Source organism: Lysinibacillus sp. NPDC097195 (assembly GCF_044762075.1).
GTDB lineage: Bacteria > Bacillota > Bacilli > Bacillales_A > Planococcaceae > Lysinibacillus.
This window is the reverse complement of sequence record NZ_JBIWDP010000008.1, coordinates 16,071-38,701: the sequence shown is the minus strand read 5'-3', so window position 1 is coordinate 38,701 and position 22,631 is coordinate 16,071. Positions and strand designations below refer to the sequence as shown.

At 36.1% G+C, this 22,631-nt stretch carries 25 protein-coding genes; 23 read left to right on the top strand and 2 right to left on the bottom strand.

Annotated features, from left to right (window positions below; translation table 11 throughout):
- The first annotated feature begins 95 nt into the window (after positions 1 to 95).
- Both ACIQXI_RS20735 and ACIQXI_RS20730 read left to right on the top strand, forming a co-directional pair.
- Positions 96 to 1,139 (top strand): glycosyltransferase family 4 protein, encoded by a 1,044-nt coding sequence (locus ACIQXI_RS20735; RefSeq protein WP_402928258.1) that lies wholly within the window; start codon positions 96 to 98, stop codon positions 1,137 to 1,139.
- Positions 1,140 to 1,309: 170 nt separating this feature from the next.
- Positions 1,310 to 1,876, top strand: a complete 567-nt coding sequence (locus tag ACIQXI_RS20730) for a DUF6241 domain-containing protein (RefSeq protein WP_402928257.1) — start codon at positions 1,310 to 1,312, stop codon at positions 1,874 to 1,876.
- Positions 1,877 to 2,097: 221 nt separating this feature from the next.
- Here the strand turns inward: ACIQXI_RS20730 and ACIQXI_RS20725 are convergent, their stop codons facing one another.
- Both ACIQXI_RS20725 and ACIQXI_RS20720 read right to left on the bottom strand, forming a co-directional pair.
- Positions 2,098 to 3,153, bottom strand: coding sequence for an LCP family protein (locus ACIQXI_RS20725; RefSeq protein WP_402928255.1), 1,056 nt, complete (start codon positions 3,151 to 3,153; stop codon positions 2,098 to 2,100).
- A 145-nt stretch (positions 3,154 to 3,298) separates the two neighbouring features.
- Positions 3,299 to 3,934 carry a YigZ family protein gene (locus tag ACIQXI_RS20720; protein ID WP_402928254.1) on the bottom strand — a complete coding sequence of 212 codons (636 nt, stop codon included), beginning with the start codon at positions 3,932 to 3,934 and terminating at the stop codon, positions 3,299 to 3,301.
- Between the two features lie 164 nt (positions 3,935 to 4,098).
- Here ACIQXI_RS20720 and ACIQXI_RS20715 point away from each other — a divergent pair, with 164 nt between their 5' ends.
- From ACIQXI_RS20715 to pseH, 21 genes are all read left to right on the top strand, one after another.
- Entirely contained in the window at positions 4,099 to 5,247 is a 1,149-nt protein-coding gene (locus ACIQXI_RS20715) for a sensor histidine kinase (protein WP_402928252.1), read from the top strand.
- Positions 5,248 to 5,288: 41 nt separating this feature from the next.
- Entirely contained in the window at positions 5,289 to 5,963 is a 675-nt protein-coding gene (locus ACIQXI_RS20710) for a response regulator transcription factor (protein WP_340820895.1), read from the top strand.
- Positions 5,964 to 6,155: 192 nt separating this feature from the next.
- Entirely contained in the window at positions 6,156 to 6,701 is a 546-nt protein-coding gene (locus tag ACIQXI_RS20705) for a DUF4440 domain-containing protein (RefSeq protein ID WP_402928251.1), read from the top strand.
- A 165-nt stretch (positions 6,702 to 6,866) separates the two neighbouring features.
- Entirely contained in the window at positions 6,867 to 7,709 is an 843-nt protein-coding gene (locus ACIQXI_RS20700; RefSeq protein WP_402928249.1) for a DegV family protein, read from the top strand.
- Positions 7,710 to 8,242: 533 nt separating this feature from the next.
- Entirely contained in the window at positions 8,243 to 9,604 is a 1,362-nt protein-coding gene (locus ACIQXI_RS20695) for an ATP-dependent helicase ComFA (protein ID WP_402928248.1), read from the top strand.
- Positions 9,601 to 10,191, top strand: a complete 591-nt coding sequence (locus ACIQXI_RS20690) for a ComF family protein (protein ID WP_402928247.1) — start codon at positions 9,601 to 9,603, stop codon at positions 10,189 to 10,191. The genes ACIQXI_RS20695 and ACIQXI_RS20690 overlap by 4 nt, the downstream gene beginning before the upstream one ends.
- Positions 10,192 to 10,275: 84 nt before the next feature.
- Positions 10,276 to 10,689 (top strand): TIGR03826 family flagellar region protein, encoded by a 414-nt coding sequence (locus ACIQXI_RS20685; protein ID WP_402928244.1) that lies wholly within the window; start codon positions 10,276 to 10,278, stop codon positions 10,687 to 10,689.
- Between the two features lie 146 nt (positions 10,690 to 10,835).
- Positions 10,836 to 11,096 carry a flagellar biosynthesis anti-sigma factor FlgM gene (gene flgM / locus ACIQXI_RS20680; protein WP_402928243.1) on the top strand — a complete coding sequence of 87 codons (261 nt, stop codon included), beginning with the start codon at positions 10,836 to 10,838 and terminating at the stop codon, positions 11,094 to 11,096.
- Positions 11,097 to 11,123: 27 nt separating this feature from the next.
- Positions 11,124 to 11,624 (top strand): flagellar protein FlgN, encoded by a 501-nt coding sequence (locus ACIQXI_RS20675; protein ID WP_402928242.1) that lies wholly within the window; start codon positions 11,124 to 11,126, stop codon positions 11,622 to 11,624.
- 32 nt (positions 11,625 to 11,656) lie between these two features.
- Positions 11,657 to 13,243 carry a flagellar hook-associated protein FlgK gene (gene flgK / locus ACIQXI_RS20670; RefSeq protein ID WP_402928240.1) on the top strand — a complete coding sequence of 529 codons (1,587 nt, stop codon included), beginning with the start codon at positions 11,657 to 11,659 and terminating at the stop codon, positions 13,241 to 13,243.
- Positions 13,244 to 13,281: 38 nt separating this feature from the next.
- Complete coding sequence (flgL, locus tag ACIQXI_RS20665) at positions 13,282 to 14,196, top strand: flagellar hook-associated protein FlgL (protein ID WP_402928239.1); 915 nt, start codon at positions 13,282 to 13,284, stop codon at positions 14,194 to 14,196.
- 79 nt (positions 14,197 to 14,275) lie between these two features.
- Positions 14,276 to 14,839, top strand: a complete 564-nt coding sequence (locus ACIQXI_RS20660) for a DUF6470 family protein (RefSeq protein WP_402928237.1) — start codon at positions 14,276 to 14,278, stop codon at positions 14,837 to 14,839.
- Positions 14,840 to 14,854: 15 nt separating this feature from the next.
- On the top strand, positions 14,855 to 15,298 hold the full coding sequence (fliW, locus tag ACIQXI_RS20655) for a flagellar assembly protein FliW (protein ID WP_402928235.1): 444 nt from the start codon (positions 14,855 to 14,857) through the stop codon (positions 15,296 to 15,298).
- Positions 15,298 to 15,516, top strand: coding sequence for a carbon storage regulator CsrA (gene csrA / locus ACIQXI_RS20650; protein WP_402928233.1), 219 nt, complete (start codon positions 15,298 to 15,300; stop codon positions 15,514 to 15,516). The genes fliW and csrA overlap by 1 nt, the downstream gene beginning before the upstream one ends.
- Before the next feature lie 179 nt (positions 15,517 to 15,695).
- A complete protein-coding gene (locus tag ACIQXI_RS20645; RefSeq protein WP_402928231.1) occupies positions 15,696 to 16,508 on the top strand; it encodes a flagellin N-terminal helical domain-containing protein in 813 nt (270 codons plus the stop codon).
- A gap of 97 nt (positions 16,509 to 16,605) precedes the next feature.
- Positions 16,606 to 18,297: a motility associated factor glycosyltransferase family protein gene (locus tag ACIQXI_RS20640; RefSeq protein ID WP_402928229.1), complete on the top strand. Its 1,692-nt coding sequence runs from the start codon at positions 16,606 to 16,608 to the stop codon at positions 18,295 to 18,297.
- 20 nt (positions 18,298 to 18,317) lie between these two features.
- Positions 18,318 to 18,662, top strand: a complete 345-nt coding sequence (locus ACIQXI_RS20635; protein ID WP_402928227.1) for a hypothetical protein — start codon at positions 18,318 to 18,320, stop codon at positions 18,660 to 18,662.
- Positions 18,662 to 19,873, top strand: a complete 1,212-nt coding sequence (locus ACIQXI_RS20630) for a motility associated factor glycosyltransferase family protein (RefSeq protein WP_402928224.1) — start codon at positions 18,662 to 18,664, stop codon at positions 19,871 to 19,873. The genes ACIQXI_RS20635 and ACIQXI_RS20630 overlap by 1 nt, the downstream gene beginning before the upstream one ends.
- A 140-nt stretch (positions 19,874 to 20,013) precedes the next feature.
- A complete protein-coding gene (pseB, locus tag ACIQXI_RS20625; protein WP_402928222.1) occupies positions 20,014 to 21,000 on the top strand; it encodes a UDP-N-acetylglucosamine 4,6-dehydratase (inverting) in 987 nt (328 codons plus the stop codon).
- Positions 20,990 to 22,060: an FkbM family methyltransferase gene (locus ACIQXI_RS20620; RefSeq protein ID WP_402928219.1), complete on the top strand. Its 1,071-nt coding sequence runs from the start codon at positions 20,990 to 20,992 to the stop codon at positions 22,058 to 22,060. Before pseB ends, ACIQXI_RS20620 begins: the two co-directional genes overlap by 11 nt.
- Positions 22,061 to 22,077: 17 nt before the next feature.
- Positions 22,078 to 22,626 (top strand): UDP-4-amino-4,6-dideoxy-N-acetyl-beta-L-altrosamine N-acetyltransferase, encoded by a 549-nt coding sequence (gene pseH, locus ACIQXI_RS20615; protein ID WP_402928217.1) that lies wholly within the window; start codon positions 22,078 to 22,080, stop codon positions 22,624 to 22,626.
- Positions 22,627 to 22,631: the final 5 nt, after the last annotated feature.

The window sequence follows — 22,631 nt, the reverse complement described above, 5'->3', positions numbered from 1 at the left end:
GGTGGAAAATGTTTAGAAAAAGTATATTTCAGAGCTTGTTCGTGCTATAATCAAATTGGATTCAAATGTAGATTATTTTTTTGAGGAGGAGAGACATGCTTTACGTGTCTTTAATAGCAGCATTCGTTGCTTCCATTTTGTTAACTCCACTAGTTAAACGTTTAGCGTTTAGAATAGGTGCCGTTGACGCGCCGAACTATCGAAAAGTCCATGCACGCATCATGCCAAGACTTGGTGGTCTGGCAATTTTTCTTGCTTTTTTAATAGGAGTGGCTTTTTTACAGCCGCACAGTGAATATAGTTTAGCGATTATTATCGGAGCTTGTATTATTGTGGCAACAGGTGTCATTGATGATATGCGTGAGATTTCCGCAAAGGCAAAAATGCTTGGTCAAATTGTTGCTGCACTTATCGTTATTTTTGTAGGTGGTATTCAAATTGACTTCATTAACTTGCCATTTGGTGGGCAATTAGATTTCGGTTTCTTAAGTATTCCTTTTACGATACTATGGATTGTAGGTATTACCAATGCCATTAACCTAATAGATGGCTTAGACGGTTTAGCAGCTGGTGTTTCATCTATTGCACTAATCACTTTATCATGTGTGGCATTTAGTATGGGCGACATGTTCGTATTAGCTTTCGCAGCCATTTTAGCTGCAGCAACAATTGGTTTCTTATTTTATAATTTCCACCCAGCTAAAATCTTTATGGGAGATACTGGGGCATTGTTTTTAGGATTTATGATTTCAGTATTAGCATTATTAGGATATAAAAACTTTACGATCATTTCGTTAATTATCCCAGTTATTATGCTAGGTGTACCGATTTCTGATACATTCTTTGCAATCGTTCGTCGCTTACGAATGAAGAAAAAATGGTCTGATCCAGATAAATCCCATTTACACCATCGTCTATTGGATATGGGCTTTACACATCGTCAAACTGTGCTGATTATTTATGGCATTGCCATGATGTTCGGTTTAGCTGCTATTATCTTCTCGATGGCAAAGTTATGGGGAGCAATTTTACTAATTACAGTAATTTTAATTGCAATAGAAATTTTTGTGGAGATCATAGGACTTGCAGGCAAAAACTATAAACCGCTTTTAAATTTCATGCGAATTTTTAATAAATAATATTAAGACTGTAGAGTAGCTCATTTTTTGAGTAATCTACAGTCTTTTTTTGAACATAGCAATGTATATTTCGTGGTTAAAACGGTGGATATCGCGGGAAAAGAGCTAGCAGTGGGTATAGCTTTATGGGACATGTTCATGGAAAAACCAAATTATTGAGGGGGAGTAACATGAAAAGAAAAACAAAAGCGATTATCGTTATCATTGTAATGTTGGTCATTTTTGGTGGGATTTTTAGTACCATTAAATTCACCGAACAAACAGAGAAACCTGGTCCTGAAAAAGAAAAACCAATTGTTGTTGAAAATTCTGGAGCACCACTTGAAGATAAAAAAATTACAATGGAAGAACTGCAATATCCTGATAATTTAGTAGAAGAAAAGTTGAGCGAAGCTATTCACAGCATGTCTCACCAAAAGGTTCAGTCAGGTGCTCAGTGGGGTCACACGCAAATAACACAAGAAAAAGTTGAACGATTATTGGCTTTATGTAAAATGAACGATTATGAACATAACGATCTTTACATTCCAATATTAGAAAGATGGTCGAAAGGTGATTTTTCAAACGCCGTTGACGACCATAATAAAATTTGGGAAATGCATCAGGGCGGAAATGTAAACGCTCCAGGAAAAGCATCTCGTTTGTCGACTCCAGAGGAGGAAGGGTATTATATAAAAGAATACTTCGAAAATGAATCTGACAATCAAAATGAACCAAACTATGGCGCTCAGCGATGAGTGCTATTTTTCTATTTGTAAACCAATTACCTGTCTGTAACAATGCTCTTTTTACGAACCTTTTTGAAATCATTATTTAATCACTACTTATACACAATAAGCATTATTTTTTATGCAACTCAGACCTAACCCAAATATCGCGGGTAAGAGCGAGCTCCGCGGGCAAACTAAAATAAAAAAAGCCTTTCCGCTATCAGTTTCGATAGTGGAAAGGCTTTGTATTATTGGGCTGAATCGTTTGATGAACTATCATCGCCAGCTGCATTATCTTTATCAGTATTGTTGTTTGTTAACGTAGAAGAAGTTTTTAATGCAAGATGGTTTTTAAGAATTTGTGATACGTCCTCAACAGATTGTTCGTCTAATTGATAGTAGTAAACGCCTGTTGACATATCATCGGCACCATCTAACGTTAAAGAATCGATACGTGGTTTACCTTGTTTTAAATATGACAGGAATGATTTCATTTCACTAAATGTCATATTTGTTTTCATGTTATCGCCGATTGCTTTAATGACATCATCATATTTTGTAATAGAGCCAACGGACGCCACTTTATTTGTAATGGCTGTTAAAATTTCTTGTTGACGAATACCACGTTGAATATCATTGTCCTTTTTACGTGTACGAGCAAGTGCTAGTGCTTCACTACCATTTAAATGCTGTAAACCAGGCTGAAGGTTAATCGTATTACGATCAAATTCGTCCTTTTCGTGTAAAGCATAAGGTACTTCAGCTTCAATACCGCCTAATGCATCGACAACATCAATAAATGCGTTGAAGTTCATGCGCACATAGTAGTCAATTGGAATATCTAGTAAACCTTCAACCGTTTCGATAGTTGATAGGGTACCGCCTAATGCGTGTGCATGTGTGATTTTATCCTTATAGCCAGCGGAAGGGATATAAACATAAGAATCACGAGGAATACTTAACATTTTAATTGTTTTAGTATTGTTATTTAATGTTGCTAAGATTAGTGCATCTGAGCGAGAATGATCAGATCCTTGCCCACGATTTTCACTATCATCGACACCGACAAATAAAATCGAAACATTATCATGTACTGGTTCTACTTTTTCTTCTCGCAGTGTTGAAACTTCGCGACCTTCTAATTCTTCATGGGCTGAGTTCGCAGCGTGTTCGGCTTGCTTAGTAATATAAACACCGTAGGCCGTAACGCAAATTAGTAAACTAGCAACGAGAAGCAATGCTACTTTTATAATTAAAGAAGCTTTGGACGACCTCTTTTTCTTCTTTATATTTGATCTTTTCATATATGATATATTCTCCTCTTGAATTTGGGAATAATTAAATAATTGAACTAAATTTTATTCAAAATAGCATAGGGGCATAATTGAATAATAAAGCTCAACATTAAAATTATACTATGGACCTTCAGGATTAGACAATTAAAACTATTTATTTCACAATAAATTCGATAAATTGCGCGCTTTCAAAAGTGATTATCGCTTGTCCATTTGTCAGCTCCGTCATCCAATTTTTAAACTGCTCTTCTTGCTCTTTTAGCACGGAAACAACGATTTCAACACCCTCCAAGTAGCGAATTTCTTCTAACGAATAGATAGAATTACGAAGTTCATTTTCTACTTTTCCGAGCCAAGTGTAGTCAATTTCTATTTTCATGAGATGGTGCAGCTTACGTTCCACAACTTGTGCAGCAAGCAATCCTTCCGTTGTTGCTTTACCATAAGCGCGAATAAGACCGCCACCGCCCAATTTAATGCCACCAAAGTAGCGTGTGACGACAACGACCGTATCTTTTAAGCCTTGTTTTTTTAATACCTCTAACATAGGGACGCCTGCTGTACCACTTGGTTCCCCATCATCGTTCGCCTTTTGAATATGATCATGCTCGCCGATGATATAGGCAGAGCAATTATGTGTTGCATTATGATGCATTTTTTTGATGCGTTCTATAAACATCATTGCATCCTCTTCGGTTTCAGCGCGTTCTATATATGTGAGGAAGCGTGATTTAGATATAATAATCTCACTTTCTCCATAGCCTTTAACGGTTAAATAGTTTTCTCTCATAAGTGTCATTCTCCTTTATTGTAGGGTTGTATACTATAAATTTCATAAGAAAAAGCATTAATTTTTATCATTGTGATGCTATAATAGGTTTAGACTTAGATTCTATGAAATTGGTCTTTCAAAATACTATGTGATAATAAGGACATTAGACTGGGGAGTACACTATGTTTTCAAATGATACCTTCGATTTAAAGTCGCTTGATGACGTATTTAATCGAATGTTAGAAACAATAATGAGCTCTAAAGACGATATTTTCATTATAAGTGAACAAAGCCGTAGAAGCTTTGAAGATATGCAACAAGAGCTAGAAATTGTTCGAAAACAGATTTCAACTGTCATCGATGAAGGCGATGCTTTAGAAAAAAGCACGCAGCTTGCTAAGCAAAGACTTGTATTAGTGAGTAAAGCTTTTGATAATTATACCGAAGAACAAGTTAGAGATGCATATGAAACGGCCCATGATTTTCAATTGAAGCTCTCCGTCATTAAAACACAAGAAAAGCAACTTCGCGACAAAAGAGATGATTTAGAGCGACGTCTAAGAGGTTTACTCGATACAATTGAACGTGCTGATCATATTGTTAATCAAGTAAATGTTATTTTAAATTATTTAACGTCAGATTTAAAAAATGTTGGGTTAGCGCTTGAACAAGCAAAGATGAAACAAGATTTCGGTATACGAATAATCGCTGCGCAAGAAGAAGAGCGTAAACGTTTATCGAGAGAAATTCATGATGGACCAGCCCAAATGTTGGCCAATGTCTTAATGCGTACAGACTTAATTGAAAGAACGTATCGTGAAAAGGGCATTGAATATGCCTTGGCTGAAATTGCTGATTTAAAGAAAACTGTGCGCAATGCGCTGTCAGAGGTACGTCGTATTATTTACGATTTACGACCAATGGCGCTTGATGATTTGGGAATTGTACCGACTTTAAAGAAATATTTGTCGACTGTGACCGAATATAATCCTGGAGTGGAAATTCATTTCCAATCTAGAAGCACAGAACAACGTATTCCTTCAAATTATGAAGTATCCATTTTCCGATTAGTGCAAGAATGTGTAACAAATGCGATGAAACACGGGAAATGTAAGGATATTTGGGTAAAACTCGAATGGTTGAACAATGCGGTAAATATCGTCGTAAAAGATGATGGCATTGGCTTCGATCAAAAAGTAGTGAGAGATCATTCCTTTGGTATATTAGGAATGCGAGAACGTATTGAAATATTAAATGGTACAATCTCAATTGAAAGTGAGATAAATCGAGGCACCACGGTGTTATTTAAAATTCCGTTAGAAGTAGAGTAAAGAAAGATATGTGTTGCAGAATTTTAGGGGGTAAAAGACAAATGACGAAGATTATTATTGTAGACGATCACCAGCTATTCCGAGAAGGGGTTAAACGCATCTTAGATTTTGAAGATACGTTTGATGTAATTGCAGAAGGTGACGATGGTACAGATGTAGTAAATTTATATGCAGAAAATCAACCAGATGTTGTTTTAATGGATATTAATATGCCTGGCAAAAATGGTGTAGAGGCAACAGCTGATTTAATTGCAGAGTATCCAGATGCTAAAGTAATTATGCTATCAATTCATGATGATGAAACATACGTAACACACGCACTAAAATCAGGTGCACTTGGTTATATGCTAAAAGAAATGGATGCTGATGAAATCGTTGAAGCGATTAAAGTAGTGGCAAATGGCGGTTCTTACTTACATCCAAAAGTAACAAAAAATTTAGTAGCAGAATTCCGTCGCCTTTCTGAGCATGAAAACAAAGGAAACTTCCATCAGACAGAAATTCGTCGTCCATTCCATTTACTAACAAAACGTGAATGTGAAGTATTACAATTATTAACTGATGGCCAATCTAACCGTACAATCGGTGAGACACTGTTTATTTCGGAAAAAACGGTTAAAAACCACGTTTCAAGCATTTTACAAAAAATGAACGTAAACGACCGTACACAAGCCGTTGTAACAGCTATTAAAAATGGTTGGGTTGAAGTACGATAACTGTATAGTATTAACATGAAGGCTGTTTTTAAAAGCTACTTTAAATAGTAGTTTTTAAGACAGTTTTTTTATTGCGCAACATTTTTAATGGATGAACGTCTTAACAATGAAAAGCACCTAAATGTTGAAAAAGCGCAACAAAATTCCTACTAATGCATTTATATGCTACAATATTGCGCGGGAGGTTTTATGATGTTAAAAAAAATTATTCTGGCAGTTATAACTTTATTCGTGTTAACTGCATGTAGCAATAAAGAAGATGAATTAACGGCAAAAGAGCGAGAAGAAGTGATTGAAGATGGAACAGCAGGCTATGAAATGAAGGGCGAAGTAGTTCAAAAAGCGACGAATGTTCCAGCTAATGAGGAAAAAGCAATTTTAGCGGCCTTTAATGAATATATTGCCGCATTCAATGATAAAGACATTGAACGTTATATGAACACGATATCTAAAAACCCAAAAGGCTTTAATTATGAAGAAGATAAAGAATTTGCAGAGGAAGTATTTGATCAATCCGATACGAAACGTGATGTATCAAATGTAACGATTGCAAAGTATGATAATCAAGAAGCTCAAGTATTTGCCAATATGACAATACACTCATTGCAGCTCCAAACTAATGTCGAACATGAAAGCGCTGGACGTCAAGTAACGGTCTTTGTTAAAGAGGGTGGAGATTGGAAAGTGACGAGCGTCTTTTATATTGGTGATGATACTAAATCTAGCACAGGCAATTAATAAGGGGAAGTCATTCCCTTTACAATACATAGAAGATGAATGTGAAATGGATGCCACGACTTAACCTCGTGTGTAAAGCATCCTGATGCAATTACGTTATGGCGTAATTCAATTCACATTCATTTCTTTTTAAGGTAAACTTGAAACATAGGAGAGTGGACATGAATGAGGACGGCAATCGTAACAGACAGTACTGCATACATTACGCCAGAAGATCGCGCACGCTTAAACATACGTATGATTCCGTTAAGTGTAAATATTTCAGGTGAGTTATTCGCAGAGGAAGTAGATATTACTGCATCTGCGTTTTATGATAAAGTACGAGGGGCAAAAGAATTCCCTAAAACAACACAGCCACCTATTGGTGAATTCGCCGCTCTTTTTGAAGAGTTGGCAACAGATTATGACGAAGTTATTTCCATTCATTTATCGAGTGGCATAAGTGGTACATATCAAGGTGCGGTCCAAGCAGGAGAAATGGTGGAAGGTATTGATGTGTACGCATTCGACAGCGAGATTTCTTGCGCTGTTCAAGGTTTTTATGTGTTACGAGCAGCTGAAATGGCGGCACAAGGCTGTTCGGCAAAAGAAATACTAGCAACATTAGCGGACATGAAGCAATATATTCGTGCTTACTTCATTGTAGACGACTTAGCACATTTACAACGGGGAGGACGTCTATCTTCAGCGGCAGCTTTAATCGGAGGCTTATTACAAGTAAAGCCAATCTTACATTTTGTGGACAAGGTCATTGTACCATTCGAGAAAATCCGCACACGTAAAAAAGCTTTAAAGCGTGCAGAAGATTTATTAGCTGAAGATGCACACAAGTATGACAACATGGATGCTGTAGTCATTCACGGCAACTGTCAAAAAGAAGCTGAAGAATGGCTAGCTCAGCTCGCAGCAACTTACCCGAATGTAAACTTTAAACTAAGCTACTTCGGACCAGTAATCGGCACACACCTAGGCGAAGGTGCCATGGGCCTAGGCTGGACAAAAAAATAACGTGCAAAAGTCTCTACAACTTGTTGTAGAGACTTTTTTGTTGTTTTAAGGGGTCTACTTAGCGAGGGGGAGTGAATAGGGCGCTGGTAGAAGCCCGTGAATCGCGGGAGAGACCGCGCGAATCGCCAATAAAACTTGTGGTAACGCCACAAAGCTAATGAGAAACGCCAATAATTTTGCAGACCACGTAGAAAGGGGTGCTACACTCGGTCAAAACGCCGGTAGAACCCCGTGAATCGCCTATAAGCCGGTGCGAATCGCCGATAGAACCCCATGAATCGCCGATAAGCCCGTGCAAAACGCCGGTAGAACCCCGTGAATGGCCGATAAGCCGGTGCGAATCGCCGATAGAACCCCATGAATCGCCGATAAGCCAGTGGCAATCGCCAATAAAACTCGTGGAAACGCCACAAAGCTCATGAGAAACGCCACAAAACCCGGTCAAAAAGCCAGTAAACTATGATAAATCGCCACAATACACTGCCACCCCGACAGAACATCCCACCATCACCAAAAGAAAGGAGCAACTTAATATGAAATATAAAGGATGGCTCTTGCCCCCTGCTATGCGAGATTTTCATGAAGGACGCATTTGGTTACGGGAGCATACAGCATTTGCAAAACAAGATATACAACGTGCCATTATTAGAAAATATCTTCATATAATAGAAGGTATTCAAACAACACCACGGTTGAAATGCAATCGTTGCCATAATGATAAGCCTCAGTTTTTTACAATGTTTGATTGCTCGAAATGTCAGCGGCAATGTGTTTATTGTAGACATTGTCTAAGCATGGGCAGAGTGAGCAGCTGTTCGCAATTAATGATATGGCGAGGTCCTAAAGCCTATAGAAAAAGACAGCATCCACTCCAATGGACAGGCCAGTTGACGGAACTTCAACAACAGACTGCCGATGAACTACTAGAGAGTGTTAAAGCGTGTAGATCCCATTTAATTTCTGCAGTTTGTGGGGCGGGAAAAACAGAGTTGTTATTTCAATCTGTACACTATGCCTTAGAAAAAGGTTTACGGGTTTGCATTGCGGCGCCACGAACAGATGTGGTGCTAGAGTTATTTCCACGCTTTCAAAAAGTTTTTCCGCAAACAATCGTTCATGCTTACTACAGTGGGGCGCCAAAGCAAGACGGTTATGCACAACTCGTTTTGGCGACGACACATCAGCTCTATCGATTTGAACAAGCATTTGATGTTATGATTGTCGATGAAGCCGATGCCTTCCCTTATTCATTCGATAAAACATTAGCAAGCTCAGTGCAAAAAGCTAAAACGGCACAAGCCCCAATTTACTTTATGACGGCCACACCTTCGCCAACCTTACTCAATGACTTTCAACAATGCTCATTTATTGCGAAAAGATATCATAACAAGCCTTTACCAGTGCCACGATTCAGTGCACTCTGGGGCTATGAAAAAAAACTGCAGCGAGGCAAGCTCCCTAGAAAACTAAAAGAATGGACAGAAGAGCGACTTGCCAAAAATGAACCGTTTCTAATATTTGTACCGACAATAGAATTGCTAAAAATGGCAACACCACTGTTTCAAAAGCTACACGACAATATATTAGCTGTTCATGCAGATGACTCAGACAGAAAACAAAAAGTACTACAGTTGCGCGATGAAGAAATTCCGGGATTACTCACAACGACCATTTTAGAAAGAGGGATTACGATAAAAAATATTCAAGTCGCAGTGGTTGGGGCAGAATCAGCGATTTTTACGGCAAGCGCATTAATACAAATTGCAGGACGTGTCGGGCGGCATGCAGCGTACGCAGATGGAGATGTTGTGTTCTTCCATCATGGCATTACACTCGCCATGGACGAAGCACGCGAAAAAATAATCTATAATAATAAAATAGGCTTCCCACAATGAACAAAACAGAAATATTTTGTTTATTATGCGCACAGCCTTTGCAACTAGTCCCGAGCTGGAAATCCCTTTTATTTAATTACTTCCCGCCGTGCATTTGTGAGAAATGTTCAGCACAATTCCAGCGTTCATCTATACAAACTGCCCTATATCAATATAACGACGCCATGAAAAGCTATTTGCATCAATTTAAATTTCTCCAAGACGTAGCACTAGCAAAAGTATTTCGGCAGGAAATCCATGCGCAACTAAAACGCCAAAAAGCAACGGTTATCCCGATTCCGATACATCCTCAGAAGCAACAAGAGCGTACATTCTCCCATACGGAGGAACTGCTAAAAGCGGCAAAGATCCCTTATACACAGCTACTAGAAAAAACAACAACGGAAACCCAAAGTTCAAAAAATAGAGCACAGCGATTACAATCGGCTCCACTTTTTCGATTATTGCCCGAAGCGCAAGTTGAGCGTAAAGATTACTTGCTTTTTGACGATATAGAAACTACAGGGACAACATTACGGCATGCCCAACAGGTTTTACTAGAAGCGGGTGCCCAAAGTGTTCGAACCTTCACATTAATTAATGGATGAAAATGCTAAAACATCATGTATAATAGATTACGGTTTTAAGATACGTATAATTAGATAGTGATCTTGCAAGAGGAGGAAGAATAGATGGCTGAGGTTCGAAATTGTCCAAAATGTAATGAGTTTTTTAATTATACAGGGGTCAGAGACGTATGTCATAAATGCGCACAATCAGAAGAAGAGCTGTATCAAATCGTCTACCGTTTTTTGCGCAAGCGTGAAAATCGTGCCGCAACAGTAGAACGCATTGTCGAAGCAACTGGTGCTGAAGAAGAACTATTATATAAATGGGTTCGTAAAGGTCGCTTGCAACCGGCAATGTTCCCGAACTTAGGCTATCCATGTGATAACTGTGGTCACTTAACAACAAAGGGCAAACTATGTACAAAATGCCAAGATGAATTAAAATCAGACCTTCGTACATTTGAAGCGGCTAAAGAATTCCGTGAGAGCGTTGAACAACGCGATAAAGTAACCTATCATGCTGATCGCAAAAAATAACGATTTTACACCTTAAAAATGGCTGATAAGCGAAAGTGTGTTAATTTTAAACAAAATTAGCACACTTTTTTATATTTGAAAACTTAACATTGTTGGAGACAATCCGAAATAATAGTAAGATAAGCTTTTAAGACAGGGGGAAGAACATGAAGATTACATCGTATGGTGTTAATGCTGTTAACGCCTATAAAAATCAAGTACGCAATGTCAAATCTAGCGACAACAAAGCGTCATTTGCGGACAAAATAGAAATTTCAAAAGCAGCACAGGAAATGCAAGGTGTCACAACGTACAGTACAGAACGTGCAGAACGCGTACAACAACTAAAGGCAGATATTGACTCTGGTGAATACAAAGTCAATGCGCGTAAAGTTGCTGAAGATATGCTGAAATATTATCGTTTCTAGGTAAAAACAGAAAGGGTGCTTAGCAAAATGTCTGTAGAGACGATTTGTTCAACATTAACTAAGCTAGAGAGAATGCATAAAAGCTTACTCGAACTAGCCTTCAAAAAAACAGAAATTATAAAAGCTGGCGATATGGAAGCACTAGACCAAATGCTCAAGGATGAGCAGGCACATGTAGCGGCCATCGATAAGCTTGAGCAACAGCGTCAGATACAGGTAGCCGAATACCTTGGAGCAAAAGGAGTTGCTTCCACTGACAAAATGACTGTCGCTGATGTCATCGAGGCTGCTGAACAACTTGCTGAAAAAGAAACACTGTCAGCTGCTCGCAATCGATTAATGCTTATCATTGATGATTTACGCAAACAAAATGAGCTCAATCAAAAACTAGTATTTCAATCATTGCAATTCGTTAATCTTACATTAGATGCGCTTCGTCCGCGACCAGAGCAAATTAATTACTCTGGTCATGAAGTACGCGGTACGAATACGATTGCAAAAAAATCGTACTTTGATTCTCAAGCATAATTTTTATCACGTTCCTTAAAGGAGGAAAAAAGATGCGCTCAACATTTATGGGCTTAGAAACAAGTAGAAAAGGTTTATTTACACAACAATCTGCTTTATATACAACAGGTCATAATATTTCAAACGCCAACACACTTGGCTACTCACGTCAACGCGTAAACATGCAAGCTACACCAGGTTTCCCAACGGCAGGTTTAAACACGCCAACTTATCCTGGGCATCTAGGAACAGGGGTAGAAGCCGGTTCCATTCAACGTATTCGCGATGAATTTGTGGACCGTCAATACCGTCAAGAAACTAATAAGCTTGGTTATTGGGAATCTCGTTCAAACGCTATTTCTCAAATGGAAGATATTATGGACGAACCGTCTCAATACGGTTTAAACGCAGCATTAGAACAGCTATGGAAAGGGCTGCAAGATGTCAGTGGAACGCCAGAAAACGCGGCATCACGCAAAGTGGCAATCCAGCGTGCGGACCACCTCGCGGAATCCTTGAATTATATGGATACGCAATTAAAAACGATTCAAGGTAACTTAGGTAATGAAATTAATGTTTCCACAAATCGCATCAATTCATTACTAAAGCAAATTGCTGCCATTAATAAGCAAGTGCAAGAAGTGGAACCAAATGGCCATGTACCAAATGATTTATACGATGCTCGCGATGTGTTAATCGATGAATTAAATAGTTACATCCCAGTTTCCGTTGAACGAGTGCCTACAGGAGGGCTTGCTTCGAGCGTGGCTGAAGGTAGCGTAACGATTATCTTTAAACCATATGACGGAGCAACACCTATTAAGCTAGTGAATGGTAGAGATGCAGCAAGTGTTTCAGTGAATGGTAATGCTCAAATTGATGGCAATGATTTAACAAATGTCTTCAACAATATACAAGTTACTGGCTCCGGTACAACAGATAACGGCACGATTACATATAACCAGCTAGAACCAGGCAAAGGTAAATTATTATCGTTGATTAATTCTTATGGCTATCAAGATGGAGCGGATGTTAAAGGCTATTACCCAGAAACAATGGCTAGCCTTGACAAACTTGCCTCTGAATTTGCGAATGTTTTCAATGCCATGCACGCGCAAGGATTTGACTTTAATGGAGATCCGGGCATAAAAGATTTTTTTGTCCCAATTGATGGTAACAAACCGATGTCAGCAGGGAATATTAAAGTCAATGATGTGCTATTAAAAGACTCTTCAAAGTTGGCAGCTTCTTCAGGTGCCAATGAAGAAGGGAACGGTAAATGGGCGCTTGAACTTTCTAACATCCAATCAATGGTGCAAAACGGTTCACCTGTTACGATCTTAGGAAAAACAATTACAACAGGTAATTTAGAAGGTGCAACATTTAACTCATTTTATCAAGGCATAATTGGTAAGCTCGGTGTCGATGGAGAAGAAGCAGTGCGTTTAAACGCAACTTCTGAAACATTGCTTGTGACAATTGGCAACAACCGTTCATCGATTTCTTCCGTATCACTTGATGAAGAAATGACAAATATGATTACATTCCAACAAGCATATAACGCCAATGCGCGTATGATAACAGTGGTAGATGAAACTTTAGATAAAATCATTAACGGTATGGGCCGTGTAGGATTATAAAAATTTGAGTTAGACAAAAGAAAGGAGCTTTTACAACTATGCGCGTAACACAATCTATGTTATCAAATAACATGCTTCTGAACTTAAACAATAGCTACGGGAAAATGTCAAAGCTACAAGACCAAATTACTTCAGGCTCTAAAATAACAAGACCTTCAGATGACCCAGTAGTAGCAGTAAAAGGGATGGGCTATCGACGTGATCTAGGCCAAGTTGAACAATATTCACGTAATATGAATGAAGTCAACAACTGGCTAGATACATCTGACGAATCATTAAATCAAGTAGGCGAACAAATGAAGCGCGTGCGCGAGCTTGTTATTCAAGCGGCGAACGATACAAATACTCCAGATGAACGTGCGAAGATTAAATCTGAAATTGACCAAATTCAAAAACAACTGCAAGATGTAGCAAATACAAAAGTCGGAGACCGTTATATTTTCAGTGGTACAAAAACAGGACAACCATTATTTTTAAATGGTGCGATTAATACGGCAAATGTTAATAATGAAGATGTAAAAATCGAAGTATATGATGGCATTCAAATGACAGTAAACACTGCTGGCAGTGATTTATTTAAAAGTGTAGATGATATGATGAGCAAAATTTCGGGTTTATTAGACCCGAATAGAGTTCCTGTGGCTACAGGTGATGAGATAGGTTCTGCTTTAGGTGGCGTAACAAGTACGAGCACTACCGATGACATCACAACAATGCACAATAAAATTCTTGAAGCACAAGCGGATGTAGGTGCACGTCAAAACCGGGTAGAATTAATGGAAAACCGTTTATCTATTCGTGAAGTTAGCGTAACGAAGCAATTATCGAATAACGAAGATGTTGATTATTCAAAAGCTATTACAGAAATGGTAACATCAGAATCTATCCATCAGGCTGCATTGTCTGTTGGTGCGAAAATTATCCAACAATCTTTAGTCGATTTTATTCGATAAATAAGAGTGATTTTTCTGCTAATGAATTTAAGCGTTTGAACATTTTGTTCAGACGCTTTTCTTGAAAGGAGAAGTGTATATGAGACTCCCACAAATTCAAATTCGTACAACAGACGCACAAATTGACCTTAATATTGCCAAGCCACAGCAATATATTAAACAGCCAAGAGCTACCCAGCATATTGAGCAACCTGCCGCAATACTTGAAATCAATACTACAAACAGTGTACTAAAAATTGATTCATCCCAAGCAAGACGTGATTTAGGCTTAATTGGCCCACTAGAATCAAGTGCAAACTATGCGCAAAAAGGTAAACAAGAGGCAATGAAGGGCATGGCACGTAGAGCAAGGGAAGGTCGACAAATGATGGAAGGCGCCGGTAAAGAGCAAGGTAGAGCAACTATCCAAAATATCGCCAAACAAAACCATGGCCCCCACCGTGTGCAATTTAATGTGAAATTTGTTCCATCTGTAGGTTCAGTAAAAATTGACTATACGCCAGGTACAACTGACGTCAATATTCAACGAAGAGAACCAATAATTGACGCCCAAGTGAACAAACCAATCCATGAATACACACCAGGAAAAGTAACTGGTACAATGATACAAAGACCAGATGTTGACATTGATGTTATCGTCTAAAGGAGTGCACGGAAAATGAAAATTGCTACGAAATTTTTAGGGGAAGTCGAAATTGCTGAACAAGATATCCTGACATTTGAACATGGCTTACTAGGATTAGAGGAAGAGAGAGAATTTGTTTTACTACCTATAGATGCAGATTTGCCACTAGCACTATTACAATCTATTCAGCATGTCGAAATTGGCTTTGTTGTTGCCTATCCTTTTGCATTTAAACAAGATTATAGCTTTGATATTAGTGAAGAGGATCGTGAACAATTACAGATTGAAAAGGAAGAAGATGTTATTGCATATGCCATTGTGACAATGAAAGAATCATTCCAAGATTCTACGATTAACTTGTTGGCACCTGTTATTTTAAATATAGTAAAAAAACGAGGCAAGCAAATCGTTCTCCAAGACAATAAAGCCTTTCCTCTACGTTATCCAATGCAACCATTGGAAGGAAGTGCGAAATAATGCTAGTACTTTCACGTAAAAAAGATGAGTCTATTATGATAGGCGACCAAATCGAAATAAAAATATTAGCAATCGAAGGTGAGCAAATTAAAATTGGTATCGTTGCGCCCAAAACAGTCAAAGTACATCGTTCAGAAGTTTTTGAAGCAATCCAAGCACAAAATAAAGAAGCCCTTGCTTCAACTTCCAACTTTTTAGAGCAGCTAAAGAGAAAATAAGTTTGTGCTATGAAGCTATTACATAAAAAATAAAAAAACTTTAAAAAAACTATTAAACTTTTCCAACTACTAACGATATATAGATTGTAGGGTAAGGGAAGTACATATATACAACCTAAACCGACAATATTCCACACGGACGTGGAATAACAAAACAAACATTCAAGGAGGAATTCCAAATGAGAATTCAACATAACATTTCAGCTTTAAACACACACCGTAACCTTTCTTTCAACAACACTGAAGCTTCTAAAAATCTTGAGAAGTTATCTTCTGGTTACAAAATCAACCGTGCTGGCGATGACGCTGCTGGTTTAGCAATCTCTGAAAAAATGCGCGGACAAATCCGTGGTCTTGACATGGCTACTAAAAACGCTCAAGACTCAATCTCTTTAATCCAAACTGCTGAGGGTGCTCTTAACGAAACACACTCAATCCTACAACGTATGCGTGAATTAGCAGTACAATCTGCGAACGATACAAACGTAACTTCTGATCGTAAGGATTTACAAAAAGAAATTGACGCATTATCTAAAGAAATTACACGTATTTCAACTGATACAGAGTTCAATACTCAAAAATTACTAAATGGCTCATTTAACGGTAAAACTTTCCACATTGGTGCGAATGAAGGTCAAAAAATTACTGTAAGTGTTGGAAAAATGTCAGCTAGCGCATTAGGGCTTTCTGGACTTAGTATTTCTTCTCAGGGTGCTGCAGATACAGCTATCACTACAATTAATACAGCTATTACTAATGTTTCAGATGCGCGTTCTAGCTTAGGTGCTGTTCAAAACCGTTTAGAGCACACAATCAACAACTTAGGTGCTACATCTGAAAACTTAACTGCTGCTGAATCACGTATCCGTGATACAGATATGGCTAAAGAAATGATGGGCTTCACTAAAAACAATATTTTAATGCAAGCTGCTCAATCTATGTTAGCGCAAGCTAACCAACAACCACAAGGCGTTCTTCAATTATTACAATAATTGATTAATATTTAGGTTAAAATAAAGGAATCTGTCTTTCGGCAGATTCCTTTATTTTTTTAATTTTAGGACGATAATAGATAAGAGGTGGTTAATATTGAGTAATTATAATATTGAATATGTATCAACTAATAATAATTTAAAAACCATTAGAGTAAATAATTTCTTTTTACATAGTAAATACAATCCTATTCAAGAAGCAAAAAGACTTGTAGAAAAAGAGTTCGAACCCAATTTCGTACATGTAGTTTTTGGGTATGGTTTAGGTTATATTATTGATGAATTGAAAAATAAATTAGGAAAAAATGATAAGTTGATTGTTATTGATCCTTTATTTAAGGAGTTCAACGAAGAATTAATAGATCCAAATATTGATTTTACACTTATTGAAGAGGTAAAAAGTGAAGTTATTGAAGGTGTCGCATCTTCTAAATTGGGTAATTTTAGTAAACGAGTGAAAGTAATATGTTCACCGAATTATGATAAAATTTTAAAAGAAGAATACTTGATTGTTTTAGAAAGCATTAAAACAGTGCAGAGGCTTCAACAAGTTGGGGAAAATACAATAAGACAATTTTCCCTAGACTGGCAGGAGAATTATGTACATAATATTTTACATTCATATATGAATCATTCTTTAAATGAATTAAAACAACTCTATAATTGTCCAATTATCATAATCTCAGGCGGTCCATCTCTAAAAAAGCAAATTTTAAAGTTGAAGGAAATAAAAAATAAGGTTATCACGATTGCCTCTGGATCAACTATTAATTCTTTATTACATCATGGAATTGAACCTGATTACGTAGTTTCTATAGATGGAGGAATGGCCAATTATAACCATTTTAAGGGAATTGGCAATATAAAGTCCCAATTGATTTTTGGTTTTAGTAGTCATTATAAAATTCAAGAAATATTTCCAAACGGAAAATATGCTTTTCTAGATTCTGGAGATAATGAATTTCAAAATTACTTAAAAAATATATATAACATAGATGTACCACTTATAGCAGGTGGAGCATCTGTAGCGAATTTTGCTTTTTCAATAGCTTGTTATATGACAAGCGGGCCAATTGCAATTATTGGACAAGATTTGGCTTATACCGATAATAAATCTCATGAAGATAGTAATAAACATTATATAGAAGTAGATGAATCGTATAAGAAGAATCGAGGGATGTTTGAAATTATAGGATACTATAATGACAATGTTTTAACAGACTATGCGTTTTTACTTATGAAGAAGGATTTTGAAATGCTAAATAAGCAAATTCAGCACCCATCGCCAATCTTTAATTGTACAGAGGGTGGGGCAAAAATAGAAGGAATGGAACAAATGCCATTCACTGTATTTTGTAATTCATTTATTAATAAAGAAACTAATGTAAAGTTGGATTGCCATCCTAAACAACAATCACAAGATATTGATCTCTTAATTGGAAAAATGCAAGCTGAGATAGAGATTTATAATAAGATTATAAGAGAGATTCAAATTGGTTTAGCTAAATTAAATAGTAATAAATCGACTACAGTATTCGAAAAAAGTGTATTACGTGAATTAGATAAAATAGATAAATTGATTAAAAAATACAAAACAAGGACTGCAATGAACCATATATATGGTCCTATTACACTGGATGTCTTACGTAATTATGAACCAGTACCGAATGAAAGTGATCAAGCTGCTTATGAAAGAGTATTCAATCAAAACAAAGAACTTTATTCAAGACTATTAGAGGCTTTTAAAGTTTCAAAACAATATGTATTAGATGTAATAAAACAACAATAAAATAATGTGAGGTTGCAATGATGAACGAAATATTAAACGATATACTTATAAGTTTTAATGAATACGTAAAGAGATTACCTGAGGGATGTATGATGATTGCAAATAACCTACGCGATGATCGGATTGCCGAAGCTCTTAACCATATCCGAGATTTTTCAGAAGGTGCAGGATGGATAGCAGAAGCAAGTAGGCTGTTAAATGAAAATAATGTGGCAATCACTCTCGATATGACAAAAATTGTAGATTATTTATCAGAAATAAATGATGGCTTGTCAATAGGTGATTATAATTTAGTAGCAGATTTATTTGAATATGAGATTGTTCCTTTCTTTTCAGATATTGAATTAGGAGCTTCTAAAATTTAATGCAGTTTGAAAAAATAGAAGCAAAGGACGGAAATGCCACATTAAAGGTAAATAATATATTGCTATATAGTAAGTATCGGCCGATAATAGATGCGGAAAAGTTCATTGAATGCGAGTTTAATAATGACGATAAAGGATACTTATTAATTGGTTTAGGATTAGGCTACCATTTACATGCTTTATTAAAACTAGTTAGTGATTCCAAGCCAATTTTTGTTTATGCTTTGGATAGTCAAGAAATAGACTTATATAAGTCTATTTACGGTAGTAGGAAATTGCCGAAAAATGTTACTATTACTACAGACTTTAGGGAAATTGCTACTGTAAATGATTATCAAATTATTATGCCACACGTTTGGCTACAAGTAATGGATAAACAACATCCCCTTTATTTTTTACTAATGGATATTAAAATGAAGCAGATGTCTTTTAAACGCTTCGCTTCAATAATGGAAATGAACTTTTATGAAAATATTCAACAACATAGTTTTTCATTACAATATTTTCAAGAAAGGTTAAACCAGAAAAAGATTTCTTGTCTTATTGCTAGTGGACCTTCTTTAGACGTTACTAAAAAGTGGTTGAAAGTTGTTAATGAAAAGGCATTCCTAATGTGTGTAGGATCTGCTTTGAAAGTACTATTGAAGGAAGGCATAGTTCCAGATGGGGTCATTATATCAGACTGCCAACCAACAATTATCGAACAATTAAAGGATTCTGGATATACAGGAGATCTCTTCTTTTTAAGTACTGCAGATTTTAATACAGTAAGGTTCCATAAGGGAGATAAATATATATTATTACAAAAAGGATACGAACTAGCAGAACAATACGCTAAAGAAATGAATTATCCATTGTTAGAAACAGGCGGTTCAGTAGCTACTACTGGCTTTAGTTTACTGCAACATCTAGGATTCGAATCTATAGTACTGTTTGGTCAGGATTTAGGTTTCATGGATGAATACACACACGCCACTAATTCTACTTCAGGAAGAAATTTTTCTAAAGACGAGCAGTATATAGAAATAGAGTCCAACGCGGGAGCCCCTATTAAAACATTGCCGAATTTATACAGCTATTTAACATGGTTTAATCAAAATTGTAAAGAAAGTACATGTAATGTATATAATACTGCTAAAAATGGGGCGAAAATAGAAAGTGTACCTTTGTTAAACGAAAAACAACTTTATGAACTTATTAAAAACTCATAGATTTATGAGTTTTTCTTTATGAATTTAAAAATTTGTCGATATATATCATGTGAAAACTTAAGAAAAAACATTTGTTTAATTGATTTTTTAATTATATTTTATTTGATATATGATTGCTTATATAAGATAGGAGTTTTAACATGATTTCATTGGAAAACAAAACCGTGCTAGTAACAGGTGGTACAGGTTCGTTCGGTAAAAAATTTATCCGAAAAGCGCTTACATTAGGTGTGAAAAAAGTGATTGTTTTTAGTCGTGATGAGCTAAAACAGTACGAAATGAAAAAAGAGTTCCAAGATGACCGTATTCGCTTCTTTATTGGTGATGTACGTGATAAAGACCGTTTATATCGTGCATTTGATGGTGTGGATATTGTCATCCACGCAGCTGCTATGAAGCATGTAGATGCATGTGAATATAACCCATTTGAGGCGGTAAAAACAAATATTCATGGGGCTCAAAATATCATTGAAGCGGCTATTGACCGTGGAGTAGAAAAGGTTATTGCGCTTTCGACAGATAAGGCATGCAGTCCTGTGAATTTATATGGTGCAACAAAACTAGCATCTGATAAATTATTCGTCGCGGCTAATGCTTATGTAGGCGAAAAGAAAACACGCTTTGCAGTGGTACGCTATGGCAATGTAGTAGGAAGTCGTGGCAGTGTAGTACCATTCTTTAAAAAGATTAAAGATACTGGTAGATTACCTATTACAGATGAGCGTATGACACGTTTTTGGATTACCCTTGATCAGGGAGTGCAATTTGTATTAGATAATTTAGAGCGAATGTACGGTGGAGAAATCTTCGTACCAAAAATTCCGAGTATGAAAGTTACAGATTTAGCAAAAGCGATTGGTCCTGAATGTGAAATTGAAGTAATTGGGATTCGTCCAGGTGAGAAATTACATGAAGCGATGATAATGGAAGATGATGCTCGTCATACATTAGAGTTTGATACGTATTATGTCATTCAGCCTGAATTCTCTTGGTGGAATGCTAATAAGTTTGAAGGTGGCATTACTTTACCAGACGGTTTTGCTTATACAAGTGATAATAATAAGGAATGGTTAACTATTAGTGATCTAGAGAGAATGATTGGAGAAAAGAAATATAATGAATGTTAATGGGCGACATACAGTCGTGTATGGTATAGGATACGCAGCAAAAATATTAATAAATTACTTGGATTGGGTTGACAATAACCAGGTGGATTATATTTTTGTATCTCCAGGTCATAGGAAAGAACAAGAATATTCATATTATGATAAAAATGGAGAAAAAAGAAGTATACCTATCATCGAAATTACCGAAGCGAGTTTTGAAAAAGAAAACGTTCTTATTTATTTAACTGTAGTGGCTCATAATGAAGAAGTATATAAGTTTATTGTGGAAAATGGTTATGAAAATATAAAAAATGTACAGTCAATTGAGAATTATGAAGATTTATTTTTTGAAGTATATTTTAAAAAACATAATATTGATCTTTCAAAAGAAATAATAGATTTTAATGGTATTCAAATATATAACCCTATTTTATTTAATAGTGCATTAAAAGGTGCTTTTTATGAAACAGTAGGGGATGAATTATTTCCAAATATTTTAAACGATTTTTCATTAGTAGTAGATGGTGCTTATGAGTTTGAAAATGTTTATCTTAAAGAGGGAGATTTTATAATTGATGCTGGGGCAAATATAGGATTATATTCTTGTTACGCGGCTAATATGGGATGTACAGTATATGCTTGTGAACCGGGAAAAAAATCACTCGAGATTTTAGAAAAGCAAAAGAAATTATATGATAATATTCAAATAATACCATTTGGTTTGTCAGATCATCAAGGGAAAATGGATTTGTATGAGTCAGACACAGGAGTACTTGACTCTTTTTATATGAATCGTGGTAATTCTCAAATTAGATCAGTTCTTATCGATACAATTGATAATTTGGTTGAGAAAAATATGGTTAAGAAAGTGGATTATATTAAAGCGGATATCGAAGGTGCAGAACGATATATGCTAAAAGGGGCCACAAGAACTTTGAAAGAAATGGAACCAAGACTATCAATTTGTACGTATCATTTCCCAGAAGATGCGCAAATTCTCGAAGAAATAATAAAAGAAGCTAACCCAAAATATGTAGTTAAACACAACTGGAGAAAATTATATGCATATGTTCCAAAATGAATTAGTGGTGAATAATAATGAGTATAGAATTTAAATTATTAACTAAAGATGATTTAGATTTAATAATGAAATGGCGTACTAGTGAACATGTAACTAAATTTATGTATACAGATATTGAGCCTGATTTAAACAAACAAAAGAAATGGTATGAAAAGATAGACAAGGATAATACACAATTAAATTGGGTTATTATTTATAAAAATAATCCTATAGGTTTAATTTCATTAAATAATATTAACTACATACATGAGAAAGCCTCATCTGGATTTTATATTGGTGAATTAGAGTATTCTATTGTTTCAAGTCGTATATTGCCCTATTTTTTAAATTATTATTTCTTCGAAATGAAGTTTAATAAATTGGTAATTGAAGTGCTTTCTATTAATGAATCTATGTTGAAAATGGACTATCATTATGGATTTAGAAAAGTAGGTACGTTAACTCAGCATATAAAAAAAGATGGTATATATTATGATGTGGAAGTTCTTGAAATTTTAAAAGATACATGGATGAATGATTATCAGAAATATCATAAATTAAGGGCTCCATTCGAAGTGAGAGGATAAAATAG

Bases quoted from the DNA above. Each gene is read 5' to 3' on its own strand.
- ACIQXI_RS20630 (WP_402928224.1), top strand. From the start codon at position 18,662: ATGCAGTTTGAAAAAATAGAAGCAAAGGACGGAAATGCCACATTAAAG.
- fliW (WP_402928235.1), top strand. From the start codon at position 14,855: ATGAAAATTGCTACGAAATTTTTAGGGGAAGTCGAAATTGCTGAACAA.
- flgL (WP_402928239.1), top strand. From the start codon at position 13,282: ATGCGCGTAACACAATCTATGTTATCAAATAACATGCTTCTGAACTTA.
- csrA (WP_402928233.1), top strand. From the start codon at position 15,298: ATGCTAGTACTTTCACGTAAAAAAGATGAGTCTATTATGATAGGCGAC.
- ACIQXI_RS20720 (WP_402928254.1), bottom strand. From the start codon at position 3,934: ATGAGAGAAAACTATTTAACCGTTAAAGGCTATGGAGAAAGTGAGATT.
- ACIQXI_RS20620 (WP_402928219.1), top strand. From the start codon at position 20,990: ATGAATGTTAATGGGCGACATACAGTCGTGTATGGTATAGGATACGCA.
- pseH (WP_402928217.1), top strand. From the start codon at position 22,078: ATGAGTATAGAATTTAAATTATTAACTAAAGATGATTTAGATTTAATA.
- flgK (WP_402928240.1), top strand. From the start codon at position 11,657: ATGCGCTCAACATTTATGGGCTTAGAAACAAGTAGAAAAGGTTTATTT.
- ACIQXI_RS20685 (WP_402928244.1), top strand. From the start codon at position 10,276: ATGGCTGAGGTTCGAAATTGTCCAAAATGTAATGAGTTTTTTAATTAT.
- pseB (WP_402928222.1), top strand. From the start codon at position 20,014: ATGATTTCATTGGAAAACAAAACCGTGCTAGTAACAGGTGGTACAGGT.
- ACIQXI_RS20700 (WP_402928249.1), top strand. From the start codon at position 6,867: ATGAGGACGGCAATCGTAACAGACAGTACTGCATACATTACGCCAGAA.
- ACIQXI_RS20635 (WP_402928227.1), top strand. From the start codon at position 18,318: ATGAACGAAATATTAAACGATATACTTATAAGTTTTAATGAATACGTA.
- ACIQXI_RS20675 (WP_402928242.1), top strand. From the start codon at position 11,124: ATGTCTGTAGAGACGATTTGTTCAACATTAACTAAGCTAGAGAGAATG.
- ACIQXI_RS20730 (WP_402928257.1), top strand. From the start codon at position 1,310: ATGAAAAGAAAAACAAAAGCGATTATCGTTATCATTGTAATGTTGGTC.
- flgM (WP_402928243.1), top strand. From the start codon at position 10,836: ATGAAGATTACATCGTATGGTGTTAATGCTGTTAACGCCTATAAAAAT.
- ACIQXI_RS20710 (WP_340820895.1), top strand. From the start codon at position 5,289: ATGACGAAGATTATTATTGTAGACGATCACCAGCTATTCCGAGAAGGG.
- ACIQXI_RS20695 (WP_402928248.1), top strand. From the start codon at position 8,243: ATGAAATATAAAGGATGGCTCTTGCCCCCTGCTATGCGAGATTTTCAT.
- ACIQXI_RS20735 (WP_402928258.1), top strand. From the start codon at position 96: ATGCTTTACGTGTCTTTAATAGCAGCATTCGTTGCTTCCATTTTGTTA.
- ACIQXI_RS20645 (WP_402928231.1), top strand. From the start codon at position 15,696: ATGAGAATTCAACATAACATTTCAGCTTTAAACACACACCGTAACCTT.
- ACIQXI_RS20660 (WP_402928237.1), top strand. From the start codon at position 14,276: ATGAGACTCCCACAAATTCAAATTCGTACAACAGACGCACAAATTGAC.
- ACIQXI_RS20715 (WP_402928252.1), top strand. From the start codon at position 4,099: ATGTTTTCAAATGATACCTTCGATTTAAAGTCGCTTGATGACGTATTT.
- ACIQXI_RS20725 (WP_402928255.1), bottom strand. From the start codon at position 3,153: ATGAAAAGATCAAATATAAAGAAGAAAAAGAGGTCGTCCAAAGCTTCT.
- ACIQXI_RS20705 (WP_402928251.1), top strand. From the start codon at position 6,156: ATGTTAAAAAAAATTATTCTGGCAGTTATAACTTTATTCGTGTTAACT.
- ACIQXI_RS20690 (WP_402928247.1), top strand. From the start codon at position 9,601: ATGAACAAAACAGAAATATTTTGTTTATTATGCGCACAGCCTTTGCAA.